At 68.0% G+C, this 21,397-nt stretch carries 15 protein-coding genes and 1 pseudogene; 11 read left to right on the top strand and 5 right to left on the bottom strand.

Features of this window, described 5'->3' with window-relative positions; genetic code table 11:
• From VMD50_RS18120 to lysX, 4 genes are all read right to left on the bottom strand, one after another.
• The coding region (locus VMD50_RS18120) for an Rv1355c family protein (protein ID WP_325429261.1) at positions 1-1,871 on the bottom strand (1,871 nt) is incomplete at its 3' end.
• 107 nt (positions 1,872-1,978) lie between these two features.
• Positions 1,979-2,644: a TetR/AcrR family transcriptional regulator gene (locus tag VMD50_RS18125; RefSeq protein ID WP_325429263.1), complete on the bottom strand. Its 666-nt coding sequence runs from the start codon at positions 2,642-2,644 to the stop codon at positions 1,979-1,981.
• A gap of 181 nt (positions 2,645-2,825) precedes the next feature.
• Positions 2,826-4,346 (bottom strand): alpha/beta hydrolase, encoded by a 1,521-nt coding sequence (locus VMD50_RS18130; protein ID WP_325429265.1) that lies wholly within the window; start codon positions 4,344-4,346, stop codon positions 2,826-2,828.
• Between the two features lie 76 nt (positions 4,347-4,422).
• A complete protein-coding gene (lysX, locus tag VMD50_RS18135; protein ID WP_325429267.1) occupies positions 4,423-7,749 on the bottom strand; it encodes a bifunctional lysylphosphatidylglycerol synthetase/lysine--tRNA ligase LysX in 3,327 nt (1,108 codons plus the stop codon).
• 450 nt (positions 7,750-8,199) lie between these two features.
• Between lysX and infC the strand changes: the two genes are divergently transcribed.
• From infC to VMD50_RS18155, 4 genes are all read left to right on the top strand, one after another.
• Complete coding sequence (gene infC, locus VMD50_RS18140; protein ID WP_325429287.1) at positions 8,200-8,808, top strand: translation initiation factor IF-3; 609 nt, start codon at positions 8,200-8,202, stop codon at positions 8,806-8,808.
• Between the two features lie 65 nt (positions 8,809-8,873).
• On the top strand, positions 8,874-9,068 hold the full coding sequence (gene rpmI / locus VMD50_RS18145) for a 50S ribosomal protein L35 (protein WP_325429269.1): 195 nt from the start codon (positions 8,874-8,876) through the stop codon (positions 9,066-9,068).
• Positions 9,069-9,126: 58 nt separating this feature from the next.
• The gene (rplT, locus tag VMD50_RS18150) at positions 9,127-9,522 is read left to right on the top strand and encodes a 50S ribosomal protein L20 (protein ID WP_067878574.1); all 396 of its coding nucleotides are present in this window, start codon (positions 9,127-9,129) and stop codon (positions 9,520-9,522) included.
• A 9-nt stretch (positions 9,523-9,531) separates the two neighbouring features.
• A complete protein-coding gene (locus tag VMD50_RS18155; protein ID WP_325429274.1) occupies positions 9,532-10,326 on the top strand; it encodes a TrmH family RNA methyltransferase in 795 nt (264 codons plus the stop codon).
• A gap of 123 nt (positions 10,327-10,449) precedes the next feature.
• Here the strand turns inward: VMD50_RS18155 and VMD50_RS18160 are convergent.
• Positions 10,450-11,130, bottom strand: a pseudogene (locus tag VMD50_RS18160) (oxygenase MpaB family protein); the annotation flags it as partial.
• Between the two features lie 292 nt (positions 11,131-11,422).
• On the opposite strand from VMD50_RS18160, the gene VMD50_RS18165 reads away from it, so the two are divergent.
• The 7 genes from VMD50_RS18165 to VMD50_RS18195 all read left to right on the top strand — a co-directional run.
• Positions 11,423-12,202, top strand: a complete 780-nt coding sequence (locus VMD50_RS18165) for a PE family protein (protein ID WP_325429276.1) — start codon at positions 11,423-11,425, stop codon at positions 12,200-12,202.
• 117 nt (positions 12,203-12,319) lie between these two features.
• Complete coding sequence (locus VMD50_RS18170; protein WP_325429289.1) at positions 12,320-13,165, top strand: adenylate/guanylate cyclase domain-containing protein; 846 nt, start codon at positions 12,320-12,322, stop codon at positions 13,163-13,165.
• 18 nt (positions 13,166-13,183) lie between these two features.
• A complete protein-coding gene (locus tag VMD50_RS18175; RefSeq protein WP_325429278.1) occupies positions 13,184-14,005 on the top strand; it encodes a rhomboid-like protein in 822 nt (273 codons plus the stop codon).
• Between the two features lie 123 nt (positions 14,006-14,128).
• Positions 14,129-15,172 carry a phenylalanine--tRNA ligase subunit alpha gene (pheS, locus tag VMD50_RS18180; RefSeq protein ID WP_325429280.1) on the top strand — a complete coding sequence of 348 codons (1,044 nt, stop codon included), beginning with the start codon at positions 14,129-14,131 and terminating at the stop codon, positions 15,170-15,172.
• Positions 15,172-17,658, top strand: coding sequence for a phenylalanine--tRNA ligase subunit beta (gene pheT / locus VMD50_RS18185; protein WP_325429281.1), 2,487 nt, complete (start codon positions 15,172-15,174; stop codon positions 17,656-17,658). Before pheS ends, pheT begins: the two co-directional genes overlap by 1 nt.
• Before the next feature lie 312 nt (positions 17,659-17,970).
• A complete protein-coding gene (locus VMD50_RS18190; protein ID WP_325429283.1) occupies positions 17,971-19,563 on the top strand; it encodes a PE family protein in 1,593 nt (530 codons plus the stop codon).
• A 198-nt stretch (positions 19,564-19,761) separates the two neighbouring features.
• A partial coding sequence (locus VMD50_RS18195; protein WP_325429285.1) for a PE family protein occupies positions 19,762-21,397 on the top strand: 1,636 nt, incomplete at its 3' end.

A 21,397-nucleotide genomic window follows, 5' to 3' on the forward strand; every position in this document is an offset into this window, starting at 1 on the left:
GCCTCGACGGCTGACCCGCCGATCGCGTAGTCGCTGAGACGCTCCCCGGGCACGGTGATCACCGCCAGCGCGGAGCTGGCGAGGATTTGGTCGCGCATGCCGTCGCCGAGCGCGCTGCCCGCGTTCCATTCCGCGAGGTAAACCATGACGTCGGGCCGGCGCACGATGTCAAGTAACGCCAAGTCGCTGGCGTCGAGTTCGAGGGTACGCACGTCGATACCGGTGTCGGGATCGGGATCTCCGGGCCAGCGCAGTTCCGCGAACATCTCCTTGTGCAGCCGCGGCGTCAAGTACCGGATGCGGTCGGCCGCACCGAAAATCGTTGCGGCCCGCGCAAGGTCGTCCCGCTCGGTGAGTAGGTGCAGGCGCGCGCCCTCGCGCTCGGCTGCGGCGGTGAGCAACTTGATCGTCTGGTCGTCGAGTGATTGAGGCGTTCCGCCATGTCGGTTAGTCCCGCGCGCGAGCATCGGTTCATAGAGCTCGGCGAGGGCGGGGTCGGTGCCGCCTTCGAAGTGCATCGAGGCCCGTAACGGACATCCGTGTACGTCTTCCGAGACGCTCACCGGCCCGAGCATCCCACGGGAGGCGGCGGCGATCCTGACGTTGTACAGGGCTGCGCCCAGTGCGACGGCGCTGCCGCGAAAGCCTACGTCCATCGCTGAAGTATGTTCTGTGGCAACGCTTATGGTGAGTTTGCCCGGTTCCGCCTCGATGTGCCATGGCTGGCTGTTTCCGCCCGAGGGGGCGCGCACAGCGGCAGCCACAATGGTGTCGGTGACCACGGAAGGGGCCGGGTCGTTGCTCTGCTCGTCGTCCAACGCAGGGCGATGCCGGACCGTCTCGACTTCCTCGAGTTGGTCAAGCGCCCAGCCAATGTCGATGCGGCACCGACCGGATCTCAGGTTTTCGCCCAGTCCGATTCTGCGTACGGCTTCGGCCAGTGCTGAAGCGCCCACGAGGACATCGGATGCCACCTGAGGCCAGGTCGACAGCGATCGGTCGATCTCGATGAGTGATGCAGCAGTGCGGGGCGATACTCGTCCGGCTTCGTCGTAGCGCAGCATGTAGGGGATCTTTTCCCGGCTACTCATGCCCGGCAGCTGCTCGATGTCCAGCTCGCCGAGTAGTCCGTGCAGGATCGGACGCTCAGGTTCTTGATCGAAGCGTTCGACGTCGACTCTTCCGCGGTCGCTGGTGGCCATCAGCACCGGGATCCGCCGTTCGCGGGCTCGGGTGCGCACGCCGACCTTCATGTCGAGCGAATCACACTCCTCGACGACGATGTCGAGTCCATCCAGGAACGCGTCAACGGTCTCCGCGGTGAGTCCGGCGTCGAACACGTCCACTGCCAGATACGGATCGAGCTCAGCGATCCTGCGCGCCGCCACGTGCGCTTTGTTCAACCCGAGATCAAACAAGGTGGCCGGCACCCGATTCAGGTTCGACAGTTCCAAATGGTCGAAATCAGCCAGCCGGAGACTGCCGCAGAGTCCCTGCACCGCAAGGGTGTGCGCGATGACATGGCCGACGCTGAGACCGGCGACGCCGATGGTCAGCGAGCTGAACCGGGCCTGTTCTTCGGTGGTGATGTTGTTTCTGTTGCGATCAAGTCGTAGCGCCCGAAACCCGCGCGGGCCCAGCACCGCAACGACGGTGCGACGCCACGGGTAGTACGCCCACCGACCCGGTTCGGCCAGGACATCGCGATCGGGCGCCGGGCGAAGTCCTCGCAGACCCGAGAGTTGTGCCTCGCGGTGATCAAGGAACTCCACCCCGGGGTCAGCTCGCAACCGCTGCAACACCGCACGATCGGCGTGTTCATCAGGGTCCAGAATCTGCGCCGCGTAAGCGGTCGCGTCGGGCTCGGTCACTGTGCCAGACTATTGCAGCTGCGGGCCGGCGGGGACGCCCTGCGACGGGCGAAGCGCGGCGCGCCGAGCGGGTCCTGCCCGGCCTCCCTGCCGCTGCGCTCGGCCGCTCACCAACTGATGACATCCCCGTCCGGGGCGTCCGTTTGCTCGAGGAATTGTCCTCGCCGTATCAGGTTGGTGACGGCGGCATCCCACCGTCGCAGCTGAGGCTCGGTAAAGAACGACTTGCCCAGGTAGAGCTCGATGTACGGATGCAGAATGATCGCGCCGACACGCAGGATAAGCGGGTTGAGTACCGCCCAATCGGGATCCAGATCGGGTCGGAGGCTGCCCTGCTGATCGAACTGGTCGCCCTGGCCCGTACTGATCCCCACCAGGCCGGTGAAGATGACCGACCCGAATGCGCCGCCCTCGGCGAGCGTGCGCCCGAGATAGGTCATCACGTCGGGGCGTTCGACCATCAGTGCGGTCAGTCGGCGCCCGGCCTCGTGGAGCCCGTCGGACGGCGGTTCGGGCAGTGCTGTAGGTTCCAGGGGCTCACCCACCACCTGCAGCACGTACTGATCGACGGCCGCGGTCAGGGCGGCCTTGGTGCGGAAGTGGTGCTGCACGAGCCCGATTGATACCTCCGCGGCCTCGGCGACCGTGCGCAGCGATGTGGCAGCGATCCCGCGAATGGCAAAGCAACTCAGGGCCGCGTCGCGAACCCGCTTCTTGGGCGACGGCCCCCCGGGAGTCGGCGGGTCATAGGGAAACAGTCGGGGAGGTCCCACGGCCGGACAATACACCGGCAGCGCGCGACGATACGGCCGTATGGGATCGCCGTATTTGCGTGTCGTTTGCGTCCTGTCGGAGCGGTCGGTGGTTGGGATCACCTACCCGGGCGGTGACGGTCACCCAGCACGCGGGAGCCCGGCGCGGATCGTGCCCAGCGGCGGGCCGCGTGAGTGGCCGCTACTTGCCGGCCGTGTTGGAGCGCTCGGCCGGGACCACCACCTGACTGGGCAGCGCGGGCGGAGCGGAAACGGCCGGCAGCGGGATCCGCGTGACCCCCGGGGTGCCGAGCCGCCCGGCCAGCCACGGCAGCGCGGCCGCGAAAGCCCGGTCCGCGAACGGCCAATCGTGCTTGCCCGGCTGGGGGAGGACCGCGCAGTCGATGCCGTTCGCGCGGCCGAGCCCGCACAGCGAATAGGCGGCGGCGGTCTGGTTGCTCGGGTTGGCCGCGGCGTCACGGCTCACCAGACGCATTGCGCCGGCATCGGTTACCGACACGTCGCGGCGCGGCGCCGGCGGGCCGGCCGACGAGATGGCGAACCAGCCGGCCACATCGCGGTACGGGCCGTGCCGGCCGATCATAGTGGTCGGGTCGAATGCCGCCCAGGCTTCGGCGTTTCCGCCGAACAGCCGGGCGATGGTCTGCGCCTTGGTGCCGGCGTTCGGGAAGAAGTCGCCGGCGATGTCGACGAACGCGCTGAAGATCTCGGGATGCATGACGGTCAGGTCCACGGCGCACGTCCCGCCCATCGACCAGCCCGCAACGCCCCAGCTGGACCGGTTGGGGCTGACACCGAATTTCGAAATCATATACGGGACAACGTCCTTGGTGAGGTGGTCGGCGGCATTGCCGCGAACGCCGTTGACGCATTCGGTGTCGTTGTTGAAGGCCCCTCCGGAGTCGACGAACACCAGCACCGGCGCCCTGCCGGCGTGCGTGGCCGCGAAGTCGTCGGCGGTCTTGACCGCGTTGCCCGCCCGCGTCCAGTCGGCTGGCGTGTTGAACTGCCCGCCGATCATCATCACGGTCGGCAACGCCGGCGGTGGGCTGTCCCCCGCAAGCGGGTGGTGCCCCCTGGTGAACCATTCGGGCGGCAGGTACACGAGTTCGCCGCGGTGCTTGAAGTGCGATGCGTCCGAAGGGATCACCACCGGCACCACGCTGCCGTGCGGTGGACGGGCCCGCTTGGCGACCATAGCCGTGACGGTGGACGGGTCGGTCTGATCGGGCAAGGGGCCGGAGGTGAGCTGGTTCCACGCGGCCTGCACGGTCGGGAAGTAGCCGACCCACAGGTTGAGGCTCAGCGCCGCGCAGAGCAAACACAGCGGCACCGCGATCAGCGTCGCGCCGCGCCGCCACGGCCGCGCGCTGCGCCAGCCGAGAACCAGCACCGCCGCGGCGAAGCCGGCCGACGCCATCCACCCCCACAGCGCCGACGGCGCCGGTTCGTCGGACAGGCCGCGGTCGAGGATGTACCAGTGCGTCACATAGGCGGTGGCACCGCCGACCGCGCCGGCCAGCGGCAGCCAGACGATCCGCCAGCGTCGCGACCGCCAGCCGACGGCCAGGGCCAGCACGACCGCGGCGCCGATCTGGATCGTCGCGGGCACCCAGCCGTGCATCAGGGAGGTGTGACTGCTTGCCAGCAACTGCGCCGTCGCAAGGGGCCCTGAGGGCGCAGTGGCGGTCACGTGACTCATTGTGATCGATTGTTAACCGCCCCGGAACATAATCGCCGAATGTCCGCGGCGCGGCCGGTCAGCGTTGAGGGATCGTTCAGTGCGGCTTGGCCAGCGGGAATGGCAGGGTCTCGCGGATGCTGCGGCCAGTTATGAGCATGACGAGCCGATCGATGCCCATGCCCATCCCGCCGGTCGGGGGCATCGCGTATTCCATCGCTTGCAGGAAGTCTTCGTCGAGCTCCATCGCCTCGGGGTCCCCGCCGGCGGCCAACAGCGACTGCTCCTGCAGACGGCGTCGCTGCTCCACGGGGTCGGTCAGCTCGCTGTAGGCGGTGCCCAGCTCGACACCCCACGCCACCAGGTCCCACCGTTCGGCGACGCCGCGCTGGCTGCGGTGGGGCCGGGTCAACGGCGACACCGAGCTGGGGAAGTCGATGTAGAAGGTCGGTCGCTCGGTCTTGTCCTCCACCAGGTGCTCGTACAACTCCAGCACGATTGCGCCGGGGTCCCAATGCGCCCGGTACGGAATGTGTGCGGCGTCGGACAGCTTGCGCAGGGCGGCCAGTGAGGTGTCGGGGTCGATGTGCTCGCCGAGGGCCTCCGATACCGCGTCGTACACGGTCTTGACCGGCCAGACGCCGGAGATGTCGACCGGTTCGACGCGCCCGTCGGTGCGGGGCCGCAGCACCGTCTGCTCGCCGTTGGCGGCCTGCGCGGCGTTCTGGATGAGCTCCCGGCAGCCGTCGATCCACGTCTTGTAGTCGGCGTGGGCCTGGTAGGCCTCCAGCAGGGTGAACTCGGGATTGTGGCTGAAGTCGACGCCCTCGTTGCGGAAGGCGCGGCCCACCTCGAACACCCGCTCCACGCCGCCGACGCACAGCCGCTTCAGGTACAGCTCCGGCGCGATGCGCAAGAACAGGTCCATGTCGTAGGTGTTGATGTGGGTGACGAACGGCCGGGCGGTTGCCCCACCGTGGATCTGCTGCAGGATGGGCGTCTCTACCTCGATGAACCCCTTGGCGAAGAGCGTTTCCCGAACGGAACGCAAGATGTTGCTGCGGGCCTTGAGCTGCTCGCGCGCTTCGGGGTTGATCGCGAGGTCGACGTAGCGGGTCCGCACCCGTGCCTCGGGGTCGGTCAGGCCCTTCCACTTATTGGGCAACGGCCGCAAGCACTTACCGATCATCCGCCAGTTGCGCACGATCAACGAGCGGGTCCCGTTCTTGCTGTAACCCATATGCCCGGTGAGCTCGACCAGGTCACCGAGGTCGATGGCAGCGGTGAAATCGGCGGTGCGGCCGTGCTCCAGTTGCGAATTGTCCAGCAGCACCTGCATTTCGCCCGACCAGTCACGCACCTGGGCGAACAGCACGCCCCCGTAGTCGCGAATCCGCAAGATGCGCCCGGCCACCGACACGCTTTCCTGGTCGTCGGCGTCCAGCGCTGCGGCGATCGTGTGGCTGGGCGGCGATCCCACCGGGTACGCGTCAACGCCGTTGCGCTGCAACATCTTCAGCTTGGCCAGACGCACCCGGACCTGCTCGGGAAGGCGGGACCTCGACTCCTCGTCCTCCGCGGCGCCGGCCCCGCGCTGCAGCCCGCTGACGTCGGGCGCCGACCCGTCGTGATGCAACAGCCCGGACTCGGCCAGCCTGGGGGGGACGGCGGGGTGGTGCCCGGTGTGCGTTTTGCGCCGGCTGAATGGGAACACGAGGAAGCCCTCGGCGAGGGCCGAGGCGACGCCCACGCGGGGAATCAGCCGGGCGTCCTCGTAGCAGGCGTACCGGGGAACCCAATCGGGCTGGTACTTCATGTTGGAGCGGTACAGCGTCTCCAGCTGCCACCACCGCGAGAAGAACAGCAGGAATCCGCGCCACAACCTGGCAACCGGTCCGGCGCCGAGTTGGGCGCCCTGCTCGAACGCGGACCGGAACATGGCGAAGTTCAGCGAAATCCTGATGATCCCAAGGGTCTCCGCGTTCAGGGCGAGCTCGCTGACCATGAGCTCGATCGTGCCGTTGGGGGAGTGCGGGGAACGGCGCATCAGGTCGAGGGAGACGCCGGTGCTTCCCCACGGGACCAGCGACAGCATCGCGACCACCTGGCCGTCGCGGTCCAGCGCCTCGACCAGCAGGCAGTCCCCGTCCGCGGGATCGCCGAGCCGGCCGAGCGCCATCGAAAAGCCGCGTTCGGTTTGGGTGTCGCGCCAGGCGTCGGCGCGCGAAATGGTGTCGGCCATCTCCTGGGCGGAGATGTCGCGGTGCCGCCGGATGCGCACCGTCAGCCCGGCCCTGCGGGCCCGCGTCACCGCCTGGCGCACCCCGCGCATGTCGGGGCCGGACAGCTTGTAATCGGACGCCCGCAAGATGGCCTCGTCGCCCAGCTCCAGGGCGTTGAGGCCGGCCTCGCGGTAGGCCTGGGCGCCCTGCGAACTCGCGCCCATCACGCCGGGTGCCCAGCCGTAGGTCTGGCACAGCCCCAGCCAGGCATCGATGGCCTGCGGCCACGCCCTCGGATCGCCCACCGGGTCGCCGCTGGCCAGGCACACGCCGACTTCGACGCGGTAGGTGACGGCGGCGCGGCCGCTGTGCGCGAACACCACCGACTTGTCGCGGCGGGTGGCGAAGTAGCCCAGGGAGTCGTTCTTGCCGTACAGCTCGAGCAGCCCGCGGATGGCGGACTCGTCCTCGCCGGTGAGCGCGTTGTCGGCGCGCTGCGACTGGAAGAGGACGATGGTCGCCGCGATCAGCGCCAGCGCGCCGAACAGCCCGAAGATCGCGTTGAGCAGGACGTGCGGGCGGCCGGTGAACGCGTCGGGATCGACGAGGGAGAACCCGACCACCCGGTTGACCACGTACCAGAAGCGGGAGTCCGGCGCCAGGGTGCCGGGCCACATCTCGACCAGACCCCAGGAGGCCAGGATTCCGATCACCCAGCCGGCGACCAGCACCGCGGCCGCCTTGAACAGCGCGCCCCTGCGGACCTTCGCCCAGAACTGCCGATAGGACAGGAGCAGGAGCACGATCGCGACGATGTGCACCGCGAAACCGAGGTTCTCGCCGAAGGACTCGGCCGCGGTGTTGTCGCCGGCGGCGATGTCGGCGGCGTTTAGGGCGGCGGCGAGGATCATGTTGCCGAGCAGCAGCACCCAGGCGATGCGTTTGCGCGCGGTGAGCGCCGCGGCCAGCAAGGCCAGCACGAACGACCACGCGATGCTGGTGTCGGGGAAGTTGAACAGGTAGTCGTTGATGAATTCGCGAGGGACCTTGATCAGCCACCGGACCAGCGGCGAAACGCTGGCGACCAGTGACAGGGTGGCGATGATGCCGACCGTCCAGCCCGCCGCCGCCGGTACCCACCGATACCGGGAGTTCGGCTGGCTGCCCGAACGCGGGCCGAAGCGGGACGTAGCTACAGTCACAGACCGCGAGGATATGCCTTCAACCCATGAAAATCCTGACGAAGCGCCAAGAGCCACGAAGGGTAGTTACCCGCTTTGCCGAAGCCGCGTCACACCGGCCCGTGGGCCGTCCGCCGCAGACGTGCTGGAAGACGCCACATGGCTGCTAAACTATGGGCTGCGACCATCCCGGTGAACGCCGGGGAACAGTAAGTGGAGTCCCACTCCCACCGCTAGCCGCGAGACAGGTTTCAAGCCTCGTTCCGGCGACACGGTCCGGTCACGGGCATCGTGGATGCCTGTTCCGCGGTAGCGCGGGCGGCTTGACGGGTTCACGCCGCGATCGGTCGGCATTGGGCCCTGCTTTTGCGGGGCTTTTTTGCTGGTGGTGTGGTTTTCCACCGCTGAGTCTCCGACGGGCGTGGGCAGTGGACGCCACCGGAGAACCAGAAGCCCAACAAGGGAGGCCCCATCAGCACTGAGACCCGCGTCAACGAGCGCATCCGCGTACCTGAAGTCCGATTGATCGGCCCAGGAGGCGAGCAGGTAGGCATAGTGCGCATCGAAGACGCACTGCGCGTCGCCGCGGACGCCGATCTCGATCTCGTCGAAGTAGCCCCGAACGCCAGGCCGCCGGTCTGCAAAATCATGGATTACGGCAAGTTCAAATACGAGGCGGCGCAAAAGGCGCGCGAATCCCGCCGCAACCAGCAGCAGACCGTCGTCAAGGAACAAAAGCTGCGACCGAAAATCGACGATCACGATTACGAGACCAAGAAGGGTCACGTAATCCGCTTTCTGGAGGCGGGATCGAAGGTCAAGGTCACCATCATGTTCCGTGGACGTGAGCAGTCGCGGCCCGAGTTGGGCTACCGATTGCTGCAGCGGCTGGGCGCCGACGTCGCCGACTACGGATTCGTCGAGACGTCGGCCAAGCAGGACGGCCGCAACATGACGATGGTGCTGGCACCGCACCGCGGTGCGAAGACCCGGGCCAGGGCGCGGCATCCCGAGGGACCGGCGGGCAGCGCGTTGGGGGACTCCGACGCGGCGGCGGACACGAACCCGTCGCCCAACTGACCTGACAGCACGACCAGTACGAGCCAGCACGACCAGTACGAGCCAGTACTAGAAGTAGAGGAAACATGCCCAAGGCCAAGACCCACAGCGGGGCTTCGAAGCGGTTCAGGCGCACCGGTGGCGGAAAGATCGTGCGCCAGAAGGCGAATCGGCGCCACCTGCTCGAGCACAAGCCCACCAAACGGACCCGGCGGCTTGACGGCCGCACCGTGGTGGCCGCCAACGACACCAAGCGCGTCAACAAGCTGCTCAACGGCTGAGTAGCCGGCACCAGACCCTGACGAACCATTCACTGCCTGAACGAGAGTAGGAACATCCATGGCACGCGTGAAGCGGGCGGTCAACGCCCACAAGAAGAGGCGCAGCGTCCTGAAGGCCTCGAAAGGCTATCGCGGCCAGCGATCCCGGCTCTACCGCAAAGCCAAAGAGCAGCAGCTGCATTCGCTGAACTACGCCTACCGCGACCGCCGTGCGCGCAAGGGCGAGTTCCGCAAGTTGTGGATCTCGAGGATCAACGCGGCTGCGCGCGCCAACGACATCACCTATAACCGGCTGATTCAGGGCCTGAAGGCCGCCGGCGTCGAGGTGGACCGTAAGAACCTCGCCGACATCGCGATCACCGATCCGGCGGCGTTCACCGCGCTAGTCGAGGTCGCCCGGGCGGCCCTGCCCGACGACGTCAACGCCCCCTCGGATTCGGGAGAGGCCGCTTAACGCGCGACGATGCCGTCGGCGCTCACGGAACGCTCGGCCCGGGTGGTCGCGGCGGTCAAATTGCATCGGCACGTCGGCCGCCGGCGGGTCGGACGATTCCTCGCCGAGGGCCCCAACCTGGTCGAGGCCGCGTCCGCTCGCGGGTTGGTGCGCGACGTGTTCGTCACCGAACTCGCGGCGCAGCGGCACGCCTCCTTGCTGGCCGCCCAGGCGTGCCCGGTCCATCTGGTCACCGAGCGGGCTGCAAAAGCGTTGTCGGACACGGTGAGCCCGGCGGGGTTGGTGGCGGTGTGCGACATGCCGGCGATCCGGCTCGAGGACGTGCTGGCGGCCCCGCCCCGGCTGGTAGCGGTTCCCGTCGAGATCGGCGAGCCCGGCAATGCTGGCACCCTGATCCGCATCGCCGACGCCATGGGCGCCGGGGCCGTGATCCTCGGCGGCCATAGCGTCGACCCGTACAACGGCAAGTGCCTGCGCGCGTCGGCGGGCAGCATCTTCTCCATTCCGGTCGTTGCCGCGCCCGACGTCCCCGCCGCCGTCAGCGCGTTGCGCGCCGCCGGGCTGCGGGTGCTGGCCGGCACGATCGACGCGACGACCCGCCTGGACGAGGCGGACCTCGCCGCGCCGACGGCCTGGCTGTTCGGCGCCGAGGCACACGGCCTGTCGGCCGAGATCGCGGCGAACGCGGATGACCGCGTGCGCATCCCGATGTCCGGCGGCGCCGAGAGCCTGAACGTGGCCGCCGCCGCGGCGATCTGCCTGTACGAGAGCGCGCAGGCCCTCGGTCTGCTCAGGCGGCCTTGACGCGCCCCCGGGCCGGCTCCAGACGGGCCAGCGACAGCGTGCCGTGCACCAGGGAGCCGGCGCGTTCCATGAGCGCCTTCGCCGGGTCGAGAGGGGAGCGAAGAGGGGAACGAAGAGCGGAGCGGCGGGCTCGAACAGACCCGCCGCGATCCAGCGTTGACCGGCCACCAGCGGCTTGAACAGCCTGTCCCAGATCGGCGTCGGCATCAGCACGAACCTGGGTTTGGGGATCCGGATCTTGAAGATGTCCAGCGTCGCCTGGTTGATTTCCAGCTCGTTGCGGCAGACCCGGTCCCAATACTCCTGGAATTCCTCCCACGATCGGGGCACCGGCCGCATGCTCATTCCGTACATCCGGTACCACTGGACATGCTCGTCGAAGAGCTGCCGCTTCTCGGCCTCGGTCAGGCCCCCGCAGAAGTAGTCGGCCACCTTGATGATGAGCATGAAGAACGTGGCGTGCGCCCAGTAGAAGGTCTCGGGGTTCAGGGCTTGGTAGCGACGGCCCGCGGCGTCGACGCCCTTGATGGTCCGGTGGTAGCCCTTGATCTGCTGGCCGGTCTCGGACGCGCGGTCACCGTCGTAGACCACGCCCATGATCGGGTACACCGACCGGGCCACCCGCTGCAGGGGCTCGCGCAGCAGGATGGAATGCTCCTCGACACCCGCGCCCAGCTCCGGATACATGTTCTGGATGGCGCCGATCCAGACGCCCATCATTCCGGTGCGGAGGTCTCCGAAGTACTTCCACGTGAGCGAGTCCGGTCCCAGCGGATCGGCGGATGTCGTTGCCGTGGCAGTCATCTCGACCTCCTGCGCCTCACTGCGCTCACGATAAGCTCTGACAACGCGCGTTGTCTAGAATTTCGGCAAGCCCGTCGGGCGCCGGCGTCGAGTCGCAACTTTCGCGTGACTGCGCGCCGGCAGGGGCCCGGTCCCAAGCCTTTTATCCGACGAACTCCGCGCAATGGACGAGAAGGTGCGTTAACGGATTGAGATTGCGCATTTTCAGACTGGTGAGTGCCTGTTAGGCTTTTGTCTCTCACCGCCAATTCGGCGGTGAGTTTCGTCTGTTTTCGGCCAAGGAGGCACGCCAATGTCGTCGGTGACTGTATTGCCTGAAAACGTGTCCGCGGCGAGCGGGAATTTGCAGAATTTGGGCTCAGCGCTCCGCGGCGCGAATGCGGCGGCGGCGAGCCAAACCACCGCGGTCGCGGCGCCGGCAGCGGACGAGGTCTCCTCGGCGGTTTCGGCGTTCCTTCGGACGCACGGCCAGGAATTTCAAGCACTCAGTGCCGAGGCGGCGGCCTTTCACGATGAGTTCGTGAATCTGTTGAACGGCGGTGCCGCGCAGTACGTCAACACCGAGGTGGCGAATGCTCGGCAAACGTTGGTCAACGCGCTGAATGCGCCGGCCCGGGCCCTGCTGGGCCATCCCGTCGCGGAATCCGGTCAGGGCGCCGCGGGCGCTGCAGCCAACGTGGCCGACGCCGTCACGACCGATTTTCAAGGGTCGAGTTTCAACTTTCCGGTCGGTCCCTTTGACGTATCGGGGAGCTTCGGCCAGGCCTCATTTCTCGACGGCGGGTTCGCACTGACGGGAAATGTGGGCGTGGCCCTCAGCACTCCGTTTGGTTCTCCGGTATTGGCGTCGGGCAACATGATCTCCGGCATCGCAGGCGACGGCACGTACTTTGGACACATACTTGAAAACTGGCCGCTCGGTTCTTGGGTTGCGGTCGACGCGACCGGGACCTTCTTTCCCCTCGGATTCACCAGCTTGGCGTACAACTTCGACGGTCTGGACATTTCATTACCGGGGACGGGCTTTTTCGGCCCGCTCATCCCCAATGTGAGCTGGAACCCCACCCCGTAACGCCCGGGCTCCGCCGCGGCCGGGGCTACCCGGCCCGCGCACACCGCATACCCTGGCCACGTGGACGTTGGACATCGCGGCACGGAGTCCGGCGAGTCCGAAGAGGCACTCACTGCGCTGGCATCGCCCGACGAGGGGGGGCGGTCACCCGCGCGGTGGCTGCGCAGCACCAATCACAGCCGCGGGGTGGTGTCATTCGTGCGTCGCGCGCGACGGCTGTTGCCCGGCGATCCCGAGTTCGGTGACCCGCTGTCGACCGCGGGGGACGGCGGGCCGCGCGCCGCGGCGCGGGCCGCCGACCGCCTGCTGGGGGACCGTGACGCGGTTTCGCGCGAAGTCAGCCTCGGCGTGCTGCAGGTGTGGCAGGCGCTGACCGAGGCGGTTTCCCGTCGGCCGGCAAATCCCGAGGTGACGCTGGTGTTCACCGACCTGGTGGGCTTCTCCACGTGGTCGTTGCACGCGGGCGACGACGCGGCCCTGGTCCTTTTGCGACAGGTGGCGCGGGCCATCGAGCCGCCGCTCCTGGACGCCGGTGGGCACATCGTCAAACGCATGGGCGACGGACTCATGGCCGTTTTCCGGGATCCGACCGTCGCCCTGCGGGCGGTGCTGACCGCCAACGAGGCGCTGAGATCGGTCGAGGTGGCGGGCTACACACCGCGGATGCGGGTCGGGATCCACACGGGCCGGCCGCAGCGGATGGCCGCGGACTGGCTCGGGGTGGACGTCAACATCGCCGCGCGGGTCATGGAACGCGCCACCAAGGGGGGAATCATGGTGTCGAGCTCGACGTTGGATCTGATACCGCAGACCGAGCTGGACGCGTTGGGCATCGTCGCCAAGCGTGCGCGCAAGCCCGTTTTCGCGGGTAAGACCGCTGGCGTCCCCGCCGACCTGGGGATATATCGCCTGAAGACTCTTAAGGAGTTAACAGCCTTTGATCACACTGCTGAAACAAATTAGCCCGCATAATGGACGTCAATGATTGGGGGCATCTTCTCCCGGCTCGCCCGGGTTCGGTTCACCGTGGGGTACGTGGCGCTTCTGTTCGCCATCAGCTGCGCCATCCTAGCGCTCGGCCCGCACGCGCATGACGTGCTCGTTCAGCGCGCCAGCACCAACCTGCACAACCTGGCCCACGGCCACATCGGCACCCTGCTGGGCAGTGCGCTGGTCGTCGACGCCGGACCGCTGTACTTCTGGTTGCCCTTCCTGACCTGCCTGCTCGCGCTGGCGGAGCTGCATTTGCGCACCATCCGGCTGGTGGTGGCGTTCGTCGTCGGCCATATCGGCGCGACGCTGGTGGTGGCCGCCGCGCTCGCCGCGGCCGTGGAGTTCGGGTGGCTGCCGACGTCTATCACCCGGGCCAGCGATGTCGGGATGAGCTACGGCGCGCTCGCGGTGCTCGGAGCGATGACGGCGGTGATCCCACAACGCTGGCGGGCCGCCTGGGTTGGCTGGTGGATAGCCGCGGGCCTTTCCTCGGCGATCATCGGCGGCGATTTCACCGACGCCGGTCACACCGTCGCCGTCGTCCTGGGCGTGCTGGTGTCCGCGCGGTTCCGGCAGCCGATCCGCTGGACGCCGGTCCGATGCCTGATGCTGGCGGCGTCGTCGGGCTTCGGATTCCTGATGCTGGCGCACCACTGGGGCACCATGGCCGCCGCGCCGGTCTTCGGCGTCCTCGGCGCGCTGGTGGCCCACAAGGTCTTCCAATTCGTCACCGGACGCAGGGCGCTGCCCGTCGTGCCCATGGTGGAGGAAGCGCTGACTGCTCCGCAGCCGGCGGCCGTGACCGGCTAGCCACTGGTCGCCAACTCCCGAAGCACGCGCCGAGCGTCGTGCACCGAATCGCTTATGATCGGCACTTGCGCTGGGCGAATCCAGCCGTTCCAGCAACCTCGTCAGCAAGGAGAGTGTCGCCGCGTGGGCGATCAACCCGTCGACCTGTCGCCGGAAGCGTTGGCCAGGGCGGTCACCGCCGCCCGGCAGGCCATCGCAGACGCCGGCGATCTCGATGCGCTGGCGCGGGTCAAGACCGAGCACCTCGGTGACCGCTCGCCGCTGGCATCGGCGCGGCAGGCGCTGGGCAGCGTCCCGAAGGACGAGCGCGCCGATGCCGGAAAGCGCGTCAACACCGCGCGCGCCGAGGCCCAGCGCAGCTACGACGAACGGCTGGAGGCGCTGCGTGCCGAGCGCGACGCCGCGGTCCTGGTCGCCGAGGGCATCGACGTCACGTTGCCGTCGACGCGGCAGCCGCCCGGCGCCCGGCACCCGATCACGATACTGGCCGAGCACATCGCCGATACCTTCATCGCGATGGGATGGGAGCTGGCGGAGGGGCCCGAGGTCGAAACCGAACAGTTCAACTTCGATGCCCTCAACTTCCCCGCCGACCATCCCGCCCGCAGCGAACAGGACACGTTCTACATCGCGCCTGAGGATTCCCGGCAGTTGCTGCGCACCCACACCTCGCCGGTGCAGGTGCGCACCCTGCTGGAACGGGAGCTGCCGGTCTATATCATCTCGATCGGCCGCACGTTCCGCACCGACGAACTCGACGCCACCCACACCCCAGTCTTCCACCAGGTCGAGGGCCTGGCGGTGGACCGCGGCCTGTCGATGGCCCACCTGCGCGGCACACTCGACGCCTTCGCGCGCGCCGAGTTCGGGCCCACCGCGCGCACCCGGATCCGGCCACACTTCTTCCCGTTCACCGAACCGTCCGCCGAGGTCGACGTGTGGTTTGCCAACAAGAAGGGCGGCGCCGACTGGGTGGAGTGGGGCGGCTGCGGCATGGTGCATCCAAACGTGTTGCGCGCCGCCGGAATCGACCCCGACACGTACTCGGGCTTCGCCTTCGGCATGGGCCTGGAACGCACGCTGCAATTCCGCAACGGGATCCCGGACATGCGCGACATGGTCGAGGGCGACGTCCGGTTCTCGCTGCCGTTCGGGGTGGGTGCCTGATGCGCGTCCCCTACAGCTGGCTGCGCGAACTCGTCACGGCCGGCGCTCCAGGCTGGGACGCCGGTCCCGCCGACGTCGCGCAGACGCTGGTGCGCATCGGCCACGAGGTCGAACACGTGAGCGCCCTGGGCCCGGTCGACGGCCCGCTGACGGTCGGGCGCGTCACCGCGATCGAGGAGCTCACCGAGTTGAAGAAGCCGATCCGGGCCTGCCTGGTCGACGTCGGAGAGGATAAGCCCCGCGAGATCGTCTGCGGGGCAACAAACTTCGTTGTCGATGATCTGGTCGTGGTGGCGCTGCCGGGCACCACGCTGCCCGGCGGGTTCGCCATCACCGCCCGCAAGACCTACGGCCGTACTTCCGACGGAATGATCTGCTCGGCGGCCGAACTCGGTTTGGGCGCAGATCATTCCGGGATCCTGGTGCTGCCGCCCGAAACCGCCGCACCCGGCGCCGAGGCCGCCGGCGTGCTGGGACTCGACGACGTGGTTTTCCACCTGGCGATCACCCCGGACCGCGGCTACTGCATGTCGGTGCGGGGCCTGGCCCGGGAGGTCGCGTGCGCCTATGACCTGAACTTCGTCGACCCCGCGGACGTCAAGCCGTTGCCGGTCGAGGGGGAGGCCTGGCCGCTGACCGTTGACGCCGAGACGGGTGTGCGCCGGTTCGCGCTGCGCCCGGTCACCGGGATCGACCCCGCCGCCGTGTCGCCGTGGTGGCTGCAACGCCGGCTGCTGCTGGCCGGCATCCGCGCGACGTCGCCGGCGGTGGATGTCACCAACTACGTGATGCTCGAGCTCGGCCATCCCATGCACGCCCACGACCGCAACCGCATCACCGGGGGCCTCGTCGTGCGGTTCGCGCGGCCCGGCGAAACCGTCGTCACGCTCGATGGCATCGAGCGTCGGCTGGATCCGGCCGACGTGCTCATCGTCGACGACAAGGCCACCGCGGCGATCGGCGGCGTGATGGGCGCGGCCGCCACCGAAGTGCGCGACGATTCCACCGACGTGCTGCTGGAGGCCGCGGTCTGGGACCCGGCCGGGGTGTCGCGAACCCAGCGCAGGTTGCACCTGCCCAGTGAGGCCGCCCGTCGTTACGAGCGCGCGGTGGACCCGGCCATTTCGGTGGCTGCGCTGGACCGCTGTGCGGCGCTGCTCGCCGAGATCGCCGGGGGAGTGGTCTCGCCGACCCTGACCGATTGGCGTGGCGATCCGCCAGTCGACGACTGGTCCCTGCCGCCGATCCGCATCGCCGCCGACCTGCCGGACCGCTTCGCCGGGGTGGCTTATCCCCCGGGCACGACCGCCCGGCGCCTGGCGCAGATCGGCGCGGTGGTGGCGGGCCAGGGTGACGCGCTGACCGTGACGCCGCCGAGCTGGCGCCCCGATCTGCTGCAGCCCGCGGACCTGGTCGAGGAGGTCATGCGGCTGGAGGGGCTGGAAGCCATCCCGTCGGTCCTGCCGGCGGCCCCCGCCGGCCGGGGTCTCACCGCGGTGCAAAAGCGGCGGCGCGCCATCGGCAAGTCGCTGGCCCAGTCCGGCTACGTCGAGGTCCTGCCGACGCCGTTTCTGCCCGCCGGCGTCTTCGACCTGTGGGGCTTGCCCGCCGACGACCCCCGGCGCGCGGCGACGCACGTGCTCAACCCGCTGGAAGCCGACCGTCCGGCGCTGGCCACGACGTTGCTGCCCGCGCTGCTGGAAGCGTTGGGCCGCAACGTATCCCGAGGGCTCGTCGACGTCGCGCTGTTCGCCCTGGCGCAGGTGGTTCAGCGCACCGAGGAGACCCGCGGTGTCGGGCTCATCCCGGTCCACCGCCGGCCGACCGAGACCGAGATCGCCATGCTGGACGCGTCCCTGCCGCGGCAACCGCAGAGCGTGGCCGCGGTACTGACCGGCCTGCGCGAACTCCGTGGCCCCTGGGGTCCCGGCCGCCGCGCCGAAGCCGCCGATGCTTTCGAGGCGGTGCGAATCGTGGCGCGGGCCAGTGGGATCGAGGTGCGTTTCCGCGCGGCCCAACAGCTGCCCTGGCATCCGGGCCGGTGCGCCGAGGTGCTGGTGGGGGAGACCCGCGTCGGTCACGCCGGGCAGCTGCATCCGGCCGTCATCGAGCGCTCGGGCCTGCCCAAGGGCACCTGTGCGATGGAGCTCAACCTCGACGCGATCCCCCTGGTCGACGCCCTGCCGGCGCCCAGGGTGTCGCCCTTCCCCGCGGTCTTCCAGGACGTCAGCCTCGTGGTGCCCGCGCACGTGCCGGCTCAGGCGGTGGCGGACGCCGTCCGCGAGGGGGCCGGCGAGCTGCTGGAGGACCTACAGCTGTTCGACGTGTTCACCGGTCCGCAAATCGGCGAGGACCGCAAGTCGCTGACGTTCGCGCTGCGCTTCCGCGCGCCCGATCGCACGTTGACCGAGGACGACGCCAGCGCGGCCCGCGACGCCGCGGTGCGGCACGCCGCCCAGACCGTCGGCGCCGAACTGCGCGTCTGACCCCAGACGCGGCAGCGGGGCACCGCGAGCCGGGATCTACGACCCCCTGCGCGGTTTTCTACGCGCTTGGTGTGGCGTGTGCCCCAAACCGTAATTGAAACCTGTGAAAACGCTGGTTGTCTTTTTGTTTGGCAGCAGCGTCTTATTAGGCTCGTGTCAGTCATGGTTACTGCCGGGTAAGTTGCCGAGCGGTAACCGGCAGCCGAGAGAACGAGGGTGCCTCGCGTGCACAATGCGTGAGGTCCTTATTGTACGCATGTCAAATAGAGTGACCACCGGTCACCGCACTAGTGGCCCGAGGAGAGGGTGGAAATGTCGTTTGTGATCGCAACGCCGGAGCTGGTCGAGAGCGCGGCTCAGGATCTGGCGGGTATCCGTTCGTCGCTAGCCGAGGCAGCGGCAACCGCGGCCGGTCCCACGACCGGGATAGCGACGGCGGCACAGGACGAGGTATCGGTCGCGATCGCTTCCCTGTTCGGGAATTTCGGCCAGGAATTTCAGGCGGTCAGCGCCCAGGCGCAGGCTTTCCATCAGCAGTTCGTCAGTCTGATGAACGCGGGCGCGGGCGCCTACGCGAGCGCCGAGGCGGCCAACGCCGCGCAGGCGGTGCTGGGCGGCCAGGTCAACGTGTTCGGCGGCGTGGAGACGGCCGTCGGGCAGTTGGGCAACGGCAGCCTCGGCGCACTCTTCGGCGGCGAGATTCCGAGCGGCGCGCAAGCCATTTCGAACGCGATCGCCAACTCGCCAAATGGGCTCGGGGCGCTCCAGACCGGTAGCGCCTCCGCGTTGGTCACCGGGCTCAACTCCTTCGGTGCCACCGTGGCCGCGCCGTACCAAGCGCTCGTGTCGAACACCGCCACCAACCTGCAGGCCATCAACGCCACCTTCTCGGCCAACCCGTTCCCGTTCCTGCACCAGCTGGCCAGCAACCAGATCGGCTACGCGCAAACGATCGCCTCGTCGATCGCGACCGGCATCCAGAACCTTCCGGCCGAGCTGGCCAACCTGCCGGCCACCATCCAAACCGGCATTCAGGGCCTGGCGACGTTCAACCCCGGAACCCTGCTGCAGCAATTCGTCAACAACCAGATCGGCTATGCCCAAACGATCGCCACGGGGCTGCAAAGTGCGGGTCACGATCTTGTTACCGGTCTGCAGACCTTACCGGCGGGCTTCCAAGCGGCCTTTCAAGACCTTCTGGCGGGCAACCCCGCCGGCGCCTACGGCGCCCTCAATTCCAGCCTGATCAACGCGTTCCTCCCCGGCTTCCAGGACATCACCGTGGAGCTGGGTGGGACGACACCCGTTCCGGTGGTTCCGCTCGGCCCGTTGGGAGACTTGGCACCGATCTTCGCCATCCCCGGGCAAATGGCGCAGAACTTCACCAACCTGTTGCCCGCCGGTTCCATACCTGCGCAGATGGCGCAGAACTTCACAAACGTGGTGAACGCCCTGACGAACTTCGGGACGACGATCACCGGGTCCCTCGTCATCAACTTCGGTTTGCCCTTGCAGTTTGTGTTCGACTCGATTGGCGCGCCGCTCAACGCGGCGATCGCGCTCAACTCCAGCTCGGTGGCTTTCGTCGGCGCCCTGCAAGCTGGAAACGCGTCGGCGGCTGCCGCTGCACTCCTCGACGCGCCAGCCAATATCGCGAACGGCTTCCTCAACGGCCAGACGCTGGTGGGCCTGCCGGACCTTACGACAAACATCACTATTGGAGGCTTTCCGCTCGGCAGCCTCACAAGCTCGGCCGAACTCCCGGTCGGCGGGCTCCTGACACCACTGAGCCCCGTTGTTCTCAATCCCGGGGGTGCGATTCTGGGCACGCAAATTGGTGGCTTCATCCCCGGCTTGCTGAGCTTCGGGTCGCAGCTCGCGGCGGCGATCACACCGGTGACGTAGTCGCTGAGGACCGGGAAATAGCTGCATAAAAACTGCCGATTTCCCGGCGCGGATGAACGGCATGTGATTAGGCTCACATCGTCTCGATAGCCATCGGGCGACCGTCGTGTGAAGCGATGGGGGCTGGACATGTCGTTCGTCAGTACGGCGCCCGAAGAGGTGCAGGCGGCAGCCCGGAACCTGGCAGCTATCCGCTCGATGCTGGCCGAATCCAGCGCGTCGGCTGCGGCGCCCACCGCCGCGGTGGCGGCGGCGGCCCAGGATCAGGTCTCGGCCCAGGTCGCGGCGCTTTTCAGCGCGTTCGGGCAGGACTATCAGGCGATCAGCGCCCAGACCCAGGAATTCCACGAGCAGTTCGTCAACTTGTTGAACGCAGGTGCGGGCGCCTACCTCGGCACCGAGGTCGGCAACGCCGAGCAAAACCTGCTCAACGCCGTCAGTGCCCCCGTTCAGGGGTTGCTGGGGCACTCCGCGGCGGCGAGCGGCGCCGTGGGGGCTGCTGCCGCGTCAGCCCTGACCGCCGCGCGCACGGCCACGCTCCCGCTCCTCGGCGGCGGCGTGGGCTCGATCATCGGTGGCGCGACACCTGTGGGCCAGAGCATCAACGGCGCCGTGACGGCTCTCCAAAGCGGCGGCCCCGCGTCGATGCTGTCCGGCCAGGTTGGGGCGGTCCCGCAGCTCCTTCCCGGCGGCCAAGCCGGTCTACCCGCTGGGCTGTCGGGATTCCTACCCACTGGGCTAACCGGACTCGAGCGTGCGCTGGCGCCCGGGTTCCTGCATCCGGGTGCGAGCACCGGGCTTGCCTCTGCCGCCGGCCCGTACGAGACGCTGTTTGCCAACACGGCCGCCAACTTGCAAGTCCTCGGTGGCGCGTTGATGGCGAACCCGGCGCCTTTCCTGCACCAGTTCATCACCAACCAAATCGGCTACGCGCAGACGATCGCAGCCGGCGCCGAATACATCCTCCAGAACTTCCCCGCCGTATTGGCCAGCTTGCCCGCGAACATCCAGGCGTTCGTCCAGGCCCTGTTGGCCTTCAATCCGGTCCCGTACGTGCAGCAGTTCATCGCCAACCAGATCGCCTACGCCCAGATCATCGCGACGTCGCTGCAAAACGCGGCCCACGACTTCGGCGCCGGGTTGCAGGCCTTGCCGGCGGCCTTCCAATCCGCCTTCGAGGCCCTGCAGATGGGCGATGTCACCGGCGCGGTGACCGACGTCGCACAGGGGTTCGTGAACCTGTTCGTGACGGGGGTGGACGTCTCTTCCACTGGGAGTATCACCGTCGCGCCCGGAATTACCGCGGCTATAACCCCTACGGGCACGCTGGGAGACCTGTTACCCATCCTCACCATTCCGGGAATGATGGCTCAGAACTTCACCGACCTGCTGCCACCCGGCTCGATCCCGGCGCAGATCTCGCAAAACTTCACCAACCTGGTCGACGCGGCTACCGACGCGTCTCTCGTGGCCCAGGCCTTCCTTCGAATCGTCCCTCCCAACCTGTCTGTCAACCTCAACGCCGGGCTGCCGGTCGCGCTCACCCTCGACGCTTTGGGCGCGCCGGTCAACGCGGCGGAGGCTTTCGGATCCAGCGTCACAACGTTCGCAGGCCAGCTGCAAACCGGGGACCCGATCGGCGCAATCGGGACCCTCATCGATAGTCCGGCCGTCGTCACCGACGCATTCCTCAATGGCCAGTCCACGCTGCCCATAGGTTTCGATATATCCGGCTATCCCGCTGTCGTGAACCTTCCCTTGGATGGAATTCTCGTTCCTCAAACCGCGTACACCGCGTCGGTAAATACCGGTATTCCCGTGATTGGGACGATCA

Source organism: Mycobacterium sp., from assembly GCF_035506235.1.
Classification (GTDB): Bacteria; Actinomycetota; Actinomycetes; order Mycobacteriales; family Mycobacteriaceae; genus Mycobacterium.

Bases quoted from the DNA above. Each gene is read 5' to 3' on its own strand.
- VMD50_RS18165 (WP_325429276.1), top strand. From the start codon at position 11,423: ATGTCGTCGGTGACTGTATTGCCTGAAAACGTGTCCGCGGCGAGCGGG.
- VMD50_RS18175 (WP_325429278.1), top strand. From the start codon at position 13,184: ATGATTGGGGGCATCTTCTCCCGGCTCGCCCGGGTTCGGTTCACCGTG.
- pheT (WP_325429281.1), top strand. From the start codon at position 15,172: ATGCGCGTCCCCTACAGCTGGCTGCGCGAACTCGTCACGGCCGGCGCT.
- rplT (WP_067878574.1), top strand. From the start codon at position 9,127: ATGGCACGCGTGAAGCGGGCGGTCAACGCCCACAAGAAGAGGCGCAGC.
- VMD50_RS18155 (WP_325429274.1), top strand. From the start codon at position 9,532: ATGCCGTCGGCGCTCACGGAACGCTCGGCCCGGGTGGTCGCGGCGGTC.
- VMD50_RS18190 (WP_325429283.1), top strand. From the start codon at position 17,971: ATGTCGTTTGTGATCGCAACGCCGGAGCTGGTCGAGAGCGCGGCTCAG.
- rpmI (WP_325429269.1), top strand. From the start codon at position 8,874: ATGCCCAAGGCCAAGACCCACAGCGGGGCTTCGAAGCGGTTCAGGCGC.
- VMD50_RS18130 (WP_325429265.1), bottom strand. From the start codon at position 4,346: ATGAGTCACGTGACCGCCACTGCGCCCTCAGGGCCCCTTGCGACGGCG.